An 8,496-nucleotide genomic window follows, 5' to 3' on the forward strand; every position below is an offset into this window, starting at 1 on the left:
TCAAAATCAAAAGTAATAAAAATAAAATGAAAAAACTGATACTCGGATTTGCATTATTGGGAGTTTTAACAGCCTGTAAGAAGGAAAAAACTGTCGCTGCTGAAGAAAACTATGAAACCGATTCTGTAGTGGTACCCGAATCCAACGAAATTACGGAGGTTACCGCACCTTTCAAACAGGTAGAACTTTCTCCGGCTCAAGCTTCTGAATATTTGGCTGCTAAACAAAATGATACGTTGTATGTAAACAATTTTTTTGCAACCTGGTGTGGACCTTGTATGCGTGAAATCCCACATTTCAAAGAAAAAATGGCTGAACTTCAGGGCAAACCTGTGAAATTTACCTTCATCAGTTTAGACCAAAAAACTGATTGGCCTGAAGCGGTAAAGAACTTTGCAGAAGAAAATAATTTATCTAATAATATTGTTCTTTTAGACGGTGCTCAATTGGCTCCGGAATTTTTCAGAACCAATTTTAAACAATGGGACGGTGGTTCTATTCCTTTCACCTTTATCAGAAAAGGCGACAAAACAGACGAAACGGTGGGAATGATGAGCAAGGAAATGTTGGATGAAAAAATTAATTTGTTCTTGGCATCCAACGAAGCTTCAAAAACAGAAGCTACAAAATAATTTTGTAAATGTCTTTAAGTTTTAGAAATCTTATTGCTGTTCTGGTTGCGCTTGTCATATTGTCGATTTTGCTCAACCTTAACATAGGATTTCTAAAACTTTCTTTTTTGGATTTTTTCGGAAATACAGAAAACTCACAAATTGCTGAATTGCGTATTAACCGTGTCTTAGTAATGCTTTTGGCAGGAATTTCCATTCCAACTTCCGGGTTTTTGCTGCAGGAATATTTTCAGAACCCTTTGGCAGGACCATCGGTTTTGGGAATTACTTCTGTGGCGAGTTTGAGTGTCGCTTTTTACATTTTCTTTTCGCAGAATCTTATTCTTCCCGAATTTTTGCAGAACAGTTTTCTGAGTATTTCAGCCGTTATTGGAAGTCTTTTGTTGATGTTGGTTTTGTTGGCTTTTTCGAACCGTTTTCAGGATAAATCTTTCCTGATTATTTTCGGGTTTTTAGTTTCTGCTTTAGCGGGAGCAATTGTTTCTGTTTTACAATTTTACGCAGATGATCAAAGTTTAAAAAATTACATTTTATGGAGTTTTGGTGCGAATAATTCGGTGACGAGAAATCAAATCTTGATTTTGACGATTATTGTTTTGGTTGGACTTTTTCTAAGTTTTAAATCCATCAAACCTTTGATTGGAAATGCTTTAGGAACGAATTACGCACAAAGTTTGGGTGTTAATCTTCACGCTTTAAAATATTTAATTATCATTGCTTCTTCCCTGCTTTCTGCGTCAGTTACGGCGTTTTTAGGACCTGTTTTGTTTATAGGAATTGTCGTTCCGCATTTTGCAAGAATGATTTACAATCCCGCAAAATTATGGCAGCAATGGATTTTGAATATGGTTTTGGGAATTTTAATCATGGAAGTTTTTTCATCCGTTTCGGAAATTTCACAGTTTCCTTTGAATGTCATTACTTCACTGTTTGGAATTCCCGTGATATTGATGATGCTTTTAAAGAATAAAAATGTTTAATTTTTATCGCAAAGGCGCAAATTTTATTTGATAAAATTCCGTCTTCAAGGCGCAAGTCATTGAAAATGACAATTTAGAAAAATATAACAGTAATATGAATGAAAATGAATTATCAAAAGTGGTTTTTAATTTAGGATTAAAAATTCACAAAAAATTTGGAGCGGGACTTTTTGAAAATGTTTATGAAGAATGTTTGCACTATGAATTGAAAAAAACAGGTTTGAAAGTTGAAAAGCAAAAAATTCTTCCTATCATTTACGAAGAATTAAGAATAGAAAATGCGTTCAGAATTGATATCATTGTTGAAGACAAACTGATTCTTGAAATTAAAACTGTAGACTTTATTAATGAGGTCCATAAAGCGCAAATCTTAACCTATCTAAAACTGACAAATTGTAAATTAGGCTTAATCGTAAATTTCAGAACTGACGTTTTTAAAGATGGAGTAAAACGCGTAGTGAATGGACTTTAAAATGAAAATCTTTGATTTTCTTGCGCCTTAAAAGCATAAAAAAAACAAAAGGAAAAATAGCGCCATTGCGTTGAATTAATGTTTTTACAACTAAAAAATACAGACATTGGTTACAAAACTCCTTTAATAAAAGGAGTTGAAACTTCTTTGAAGTTAGGAGAAGTTTGTCTGCTTATTGGAAATAACGGTGTTGGGAAAACCACTTTAATTAAGAGTATTCTTACTCAAATACCAGTTTTGGAAGGCGAAATTTTCCTGAATCAAAAGAATATTAAGAATGTTTCATTAAAGGAAATCGCAGAACAAATCGCAGTCGTTTTCTCTAAAGCACAAATTCCGGTGAATTATACTTTGGTGGATTTAATTTCGCTCGGAAAATACATTCATTATCCTTATTATTTTGAATTAAATGATGCGGATAAACAGGAAGTTGAAAATATCATTGAAAGTCTAAATTTAAGCCATTACCGAAATTTCACATTAAATAAACTTTCCGACGGAAATCTTCAGAAAGCATTTATTGGTCGTGCTTTAGCGCAGAATTCTCCCATGATTATTCTGGATGAGCCTACAACTCATTTAGATGAGGAAAACAAAATCATCATTCTGAAAATACTTCGAAAACTTGCCGAAGAACACAACAAACTCATTCTTTTCTCTTCCCATGATTGGCGATTAGCAAAAGAATTTTCGGATAAAATCTGGTATGTAAAAGACCAAAAACTGCAGTCGGGAATTGCTGAAGATATTTTAATCTCAAATCAGGAACTTTCTTCCCCACATCTTTTCGATATTCACGAAAATTTTGTGGCACCTCAAATTTTTGCTACTGATTTTCAGAAAGAATTGCTCTACTCTTTTCTGCAAAAAAACTTCAAAAAAGACCTTTCCAATTTCAAATTTGAATTTCAGGAAACATTTTGGGTGATTTCAACTGATAATTTTCAACAAAAGGCAGAAAATTTTGCTCAAATCGCTGATTTAGTTCAAAACCTTCATTAATTCTAAATTTTAAGTAGTTGTTTGATTTATTATGCATGCATAGTATTATGCTTGTCATAAATTTTAAATGATTGATTATTAAATATTTAACAAATTTTAACTTTCATAAATACTATGCATGCATAATATTTATTATATTTGGCTAATCCACATTTTAATTTTTACATATGGATATCAAAGAAAAATTTGAAATCGATTTAATTCTAAAACAGACATGGCTTGCTGTGTCTAAAATGTACTCCGATTTAGCGCAAGACCACGATGCAACCGTTGTACAGGGATTAACTCTTTTAAAAATTGATCCAAAAGAAGGAACAAGAAGCACGAACTTAGGTCCGAAAATGGCAATTGAGCCCACTTCTCTCACCAGAATCATCAAACTTCTGGAAGATAACGGATATATCTACAAAGAAAAAACGACAAATGATAAGCGTGAAGTGATTATTAAATTAACTGATAAAGGTTTGAATTCGCGCAACATGTCTAAAGAAGTTGTAGTGAATTTCAATAAAAGGATTGTAGAAAGAATTCCTGCTGAAAAGTTGGAAACCTTCAAAGAAGTGATGGGAGAAATCCAGAGAATCACCAATGAACTGAATAAAAAGAAATAATATACTTAAATGAAAAGACGAATTAAACACGTTACAGTTCTTGGTTCGGGAATTATGGGAAGCGGAATTGCAGCGCACTTTGCAAACATTGGCGTTGAAGTTCTTTTGCTTGACATTGTTCCTTTTGAACTGACAGAAACGGAACAGAAAAAAGGTCTTACCAAAGACGACAAAGCCGTGCGAAACCGCATCGCCACAGAAAATTTTGAAAAACTGAAAAAAGCCAGTCCTGCACTTTTGTACACACCAAAATTTGCGGACAGAATTAAGGTGGGTAACTTCGATGATGATTTGCAAAAAATCAAAAATACAGACTGGATTATTGAAGTGGTAGTTGAAAGATTGGATATCAAAAAATCGGTTTATGAAAAAATTGAGCAGTTCAGAAAACCGGGAACTTTGGTTTCCTCCAACACTTCCGGAATTCCGATTAACATGCTTGTAGAAGGCAGAAGCGACGATTTTAAAAAATATTTTGCGGGAACGCACTTCTTCAATCCGGTAAGATATCTTCCGCTTTTGGAAATTATTCCAACCAAAGAAACGGATCCGGAAATCGTGAAATTCTACATGGAATATGGTGCAAAAATGTTGGGTAAAACTACCGTTTTAGCAAAAGATACACCTGCATTTATTGCGAACAGAATCGGTGTTTTCTCTATGATGAATTTGCTTCACGAAGTGAAAAATTTGGGTTTGAATGTTTCCGACATTGATAAATTAACAGGTCCTGTAATTGGTCGCCCAAAATCTGCGACGTTTAGAACTGCGGATGTGGTTGGTTTGGATACGTTGGTTCATGTTGCTCAAGGTGTTGAAAAATCGGGTGTTGAAGCACAAAATTTCAATGATGTATTTAAGTTGCCGGAGTACATCCAGAAAATGGTAGATAACAAATGGTTAGGTTCTAAAACTGATGGTGGTTTCTACAAAAAAGTGAAAAACGCTGAAGGAAAATCTGAAATTCACGGACTGAATTTGGATACAATGGAATATGAACTTCAGGGCAAATCCAACTTCCCTACTCTTGAATTAACCAAAAATATCGACAAACCAATCGACAGATTTAAGGTTTTGATTGGTGGAAAAGATAAAGCAGGCGAATTGTACAGAAAATCTTTAGGCGCATTGTTCGCTTATGTTTCGCATAAAGTTCCTGAAATTTCTGACGAAGTTTACAAAATTGATGACGCGATGCGTGCCGGTTTTGGTTGGGAAAACGGTCCGTTTGAAATTTGGGACGCTGTTGGAGTTCAGAAGGGAATTGAACTGGCTAAAGAAGCCGGTTACGAAGTTTCGGATTGGGTGAAAGAAATGGCTCAAAAAGGCGAAACATTCTATAAGGTAAACGACGAAGGACAAAGCATTTTCTTTGATAAAAATTCAGGAAATTACAGCAATATTCCGGGACAAGATGCATTTATCATTCTAGATAATATTAGAAAAAATAAAACACTTTGGAGCAACTCCGAAAGTGCCATTCAAGATTTGGGCGACGGAATTATCAATTTTGAAATCCGTTCCAAAATGAACTCACTTGGAGGCGGCGTTTTAGACGGCTTGAACCGTGCAATCGACCTTGCTGAAAAGGAATACGACGGTTTGGTTGTCGGAAATCAAGGCGCGAATTTCTCTGTTGGAGCGAATTTAGCGATGATTTTAATGATGGCAATCGACCAAGATTGGGACGATTTGAATATGGCAATTGCCTACTTCCAAAAATCGATGATGAGAGTTCGTTATTCCTCAATTCCTGTTGTGGTGGCGCCTTTCGGAATGACTTTAGGCGGTGGTTGCGAAATGACGATGCACGCCGACAAAGTTGTGGCAGCCGCAGAAACTTACATTGGTTTGGTTGAAACAGGAGTTGGTGTAATTCCTGGTGGCGGCGGAACGAAAGAATTAACGTTGAGAACGTGCAAAGATTTTGCAAAAGACGACGTAAAAACCAACCGTCTTCGTGATGCCTTTATGAATATTGCGATGGGTAAAGTGGCGACTTCTGCTTACGAAGCCTACGATATGCACATTTTAGAACAGCATAAAGATATCGTTGTTGTGAATAAAAACCGTCAAATTGCTGAAGCGAAAAAAGTCGCAAAATTGTTGGCAGAACAGGGTTACACGCAACCAATTGAGCAAAAAGTAACCGTTCTTGGTAAAGATGCATTGGGAATGTTCTACGTGGGAACCGACCAAATGTTGACCGGAAATTACATTTCTGAACACGATAAAAAAATTGCAGACAAATTAGCGTATGTAATGGTCGGCGGAAATCTTTCAGAACCAACAGTGGTGAACGAACAGTATTTATTGAATTTGGAAAGAGAAGCATTCTTGCAACTTTGCGGCGAGAGAAAGACTTTAGAGAGAATTCAGTATATGCTTCAAAACGGTAAACCGCTTCGTAATTAAGAACAAGATACAAGGCAAAAGATACAAGTTTTGAGGAGCCACAAAGTGGCGAAATCATTAGCAAAGGGTGAAGCCCTTTGAAAAATCAAAAAAGCCAATGTTAAAAAGCCACGAAGTGGCGATATTAAAATTATTAAAATATAACAAATGTCAAAACAAGCATACATAATAAAAGGATATAGAACAGCGGTGGGAAAAGCACCGAAAGGTTCTCTTCGCTTTACGCGTCCCGATGTAATGGCGGCGACAGTCATTGAAAAATTGATGGCTGCAGTTCCACAACTCTACAAAGACAGAATTGACGACCTTATCGTAGGAAACGCAATGCCTGAAGCAGAACAGGGTTTGAATGTGGCACGTTTAATTTCTTTAATGGGATTAAACACCGACAAAGTTCCGGGAGTTACCGTAAACAGATATTGTGCATCCGGTTCGGAAGCGATTGCAATTGCCTCTGCAAAAATTCAGGCAGGAATGGCGGATTGCATTATTGCAGGTGGAACAGAATCAATGAGTTACATTCCGATGGGCGGTTACAAACCGGTTCCCGAACCAGATACTGCAAAATCCAACCCTGATTATTATTGGGGAATGGGTTACACCGCAGAAGCCGTAGCAAAAGAATTCAATATTTCGCGTGAAGAACAGGATGAATTTGCTTTTCAGTCTCACGTAAAAGCGTTGAAAGCCCTGGAAGATGGAAAATTCAAAAACCAAATTGTTCCAATTCCTGTAGAATACAATTACTTGGATGAAAATCAAAAAGTTCAGACTAAAAAGTTTGATTTTGCTCAGGATGAAGGACCAAGACAGGGAACCTCAATTGACGGTTTGGCAAAATTAAAACCAGTTTTCGCAGCGGGAGGTTCTGTTACAGCAGGAAATTCTTCGCAAATGTCGGACGGTGCAGCTTTCGTAGTGGTAATGTCGGAAGAAATGGTGAAAGAATTAGGTTTGGAACCCGAAGCAAGATTGGTTGCTTATGCAGCCGCAGGTTTAGAACCGAGAATTATGGGAATGGGACCAATTTACGCCATTCCAAAAGCATTAAAACAGGCAGGCTTAGAACTGAAAGATATTGATTTAATTGAACTGAATGAGGCATTTGCTTCTCAATCCGTTGCGATTAAAAAAGAATTGAATTTAAATCCTGAAATTTTAAATGTAAACGGAGGCGCAATCGCACTTGGACATCCACTTGGTTGCACAGGAACGAAATTAACTGTTCAATTGTTGGATGAAATGCGAAGACGCGGCAACAAATACGGAATGGTTTCCATGTGTGTTGGAACAGGACAAGGAGCGGCGAGTATTTTTGAACTACTATAATTGTACAATGTAAAATGTACTAAGTACAAGTATTTTCTATAAAAAATTATTAACAACTAATCGTACATTGTACTTTGTACTTTGTACATATTACAAAAAATGAATACATCAACAAAAAAATCATTAGTTGGAGGTGACTTCTTAATAACAGAAACTCCGGCTGCAGAAATCTTCACACTTGAAGAACTTTCTGAAGAACAAAAAATGCTTCGCGATTCTATTCGCGAATTTATTGACAGAGAAGTAGTTCCTCACCACGAACGTTTCGAACATAAAGATTATGCATTGACTGAAGAATGTATGCGTAAATTGGGCGAAATGGGCGTTTTGGGAGTTGCAGTTCCAGAAGAATACGGTGGACTTGGAATGGGCTTCGTAACCACAATGTTGGCTTGCGACGTGGCTTCCGGAGCAAACGGTTCTTTGGCAACGGCTTATGGAGCACACACCGGAATCGGAACGCTTCCTATCCTACTTTACGGAACTGAAGAGCAAAAGAAAAAATATCTTCCGGCTTTGGCAATGGGCGAAAAATTCGGGGCGTATTGTTTAACTGAGCCTGATGCAGGTTCTGATGCCAATTCAGGAAAAACAAAAGCAAGATTGTCTGAAGACGGAAAACACTACATCATCAACGGACAGAAAATGTGGATTTCCAATGCAGGTTTTGCAGATACTTTCACATTTTTCGCGAAAATTGATGACGATAAAAACATTACTGGTTTTGTTGTAAACAGAAGCGAATTAGAGAATCCTGAATCTTTGACTTTCGGCGAGGAAGAACACAAATTAGGAATCCGTTCCTCTTCTACTCGTCAGGTTTTCTTCAACGATATGAAAGTTCCTGTTGAAAATCTTTTGGGTGAAAGAAACAACGGTTTCAAAATCGCTTTGAACGCTTTGAACGTTGGTAGAATTAAACTGGCTGCCGCAAACTTGGACGGACAGAGAAGAATTTTGAACCACTCTATCCGTTATGCTAACGAAAGAAAACAGTTTGGCGTTTCTATTTCAACTTTTGGGGCAATCCGTAAGAAACTGGCTGAAATGGCAAC

8 protein-coding genes are annotated in these 8,496 nt (G+C 36.8%); all 8 read left to right on the top strand.

Annotation, left to right across the window (positions count from 1 at the left end; all coding sequences use genetic code 11):
- The first annotated feature begins 26 nt into the window (after positions 1–26).
- Positions 27–632, top strand: coding sequence for a TlpA disulfide reductase family protein (locus Q0252_RS05835; RefSeq protein WP_297984595.1), 606 nt, complete (start codon positions 27–29; stop codon positions 630–632).
- Between the two features lie 8 nt (positions 633–640).
- On the top strand, positions 641–1,612 hold the full coding sequence (locus Q0252_RS05840) for an iron ABC transporter permease (protein ID WP_297984596.1): 972 nt from the start codon (positions 641–643) through the stop codon (positions 1,610–1,612).
- Positions 1,613–1,706: 94 nt separating this feature from the next.
- The gene (locus tag Q0252_RS05845) at positions 1,707–2,084 is read left to right on the top strand and encodes a GxxExxY protein (RefSeq protein ID WP_297984597.1); all 378 of its coding nucleotides are present in this window, start codon (positions 1,707–1,709) and stop codon (positions 2,082–2,084) included.
- Between the two features lie 78 nt (positions 2,085–2,162).
- A complete protein-coding gene (locus Q0252_RS05850; RefSeq protein WP_297984598.1) occupies positions 2,163–3,086 on the top strand; it encodes an ABC transporter ATP-binding protein in 924 nt (307 codons plus the stop codon).
- Between the two features lie 167 nt (positions 3,087–3,253).
- Complete coding sequence (locus Q0252_RS05855) at positions 3,254–3,697, top strand: MarR family transcriptional regulator (protein ID WP_297984599.1); 444 nt, start codon at positions 3,254–3,256, stop codon at positions 3,695–3,697.
- A gap of 9 nt (positions 3,698–3,706) precedes the next feature.
- Complete coding sequence (locus Q0252_RS05860) at positions 3,707–6,112, top strand: 3-hydroxyacyl-CoA dehydrogenase/enoyl-CoA hydratase family protein (RefSeq protein WP_297984600.1); 2,406 nt, start codon at positions 3,707–3,709, stop codon at positions 6,110–6,112.
- A 147-nt stretch (positions 6,113–6,259) separates the two neighbouring features.
- Positions 6,260–7,441, top strand: a complete 1,182-nt coding sequence (locus Q0252_RS05865) for an acetyl-CoA C-acyltransferase (protein WP_297984601.1) — start codon at positions 6,260–6,262, stop codon at positions 7,439–7,441.
- A gap of 99 nt (positions 7,442–7,540) precedes the next feature.
- Positions 7,541–8,496: acyl-CoA dehydrogenase family protein (locus Q0252_RS05870; RefSeq protein ID WP_297984602.1), on the top strand; the 956-nt coding region annotated here is incomplete at its 3' end.

The organism is uncultured Chryseobacterium sp. (assembly GCF_936933875.1).
GTDB lineage: Bacteria > Bacteroidota > Bacteroidia > Flavobacteriales > Weeksellaceae > CAKZIK01.